At 46.1% G+C, this 596-nt stretch carries 1 protein-coding gene; it reads right to left on the bottom strand.

The window, feature by feature from the left end; all coding sequences use genetic code 11:
* Positions 1-534, bottom strand: a 534-nt coding sequence (locus A3762_RS06715; RefSeq protein WP_231878748.1) for an alanine--glyoxylate aminotransferase family protein, incomplete at its 3' end; no start/stop codon positions are given.
* Positions 535-596: the final 62 nt, after the last annotated feature.

Raw genomic sequence — 596 nt, forward strand, 5'->3', positions numbered from 1 at the left:
TGCCAATGAGGTCACGGCATCAACAATCGTTAAGCAGTCATGCTTACGTGCGATTTCGCATAAGGTTTTAGCGTCTGAGCGAACGCCTGTTGATGTTTCAGCATGAACAAACGCAAGCATCGAAATACTATCATCTGCGGCAAGTGCTTCTTCTACTTTGGCTGGATCAACTTCTGTGCCCCAATCGAACTCGAGCGTGGTCACTTTAGCGCCGGCACGTTTAGCAACCTCAGTCATACGACCACCGAAGACACCATTGATGCACACTAATACGTGATCATTAGGGTCTACCATGTTCATCAAGCATGTTTCCATGCCTGCAGAACCTGGAGCAGAAACTGGAATCGTCAAACGGTTTTCAGTCATGAAAACGTATTGAAGTAGATCTTTGATCTCATCCATTAAGCCAACGAATGCTGGGTCTAAATGTCCGATAGTTGGTTGACCAAGTGCTTTAAGAACACGTGGTGAAACGTCTGACGGGCCTGGGCCCATAAGTACTCGATGGGGAGCTTGAAAAGTTTGTGCTGTCACTTGGGTCGTACCGTATTGTTTTCGTTCTCACATAAGAATAGACACTATTTCTCGCTGTGTAT

The sequence above is a fragment of the Oleiphilus sp. HI0125 genome (genome assembly GCF_001635355.1).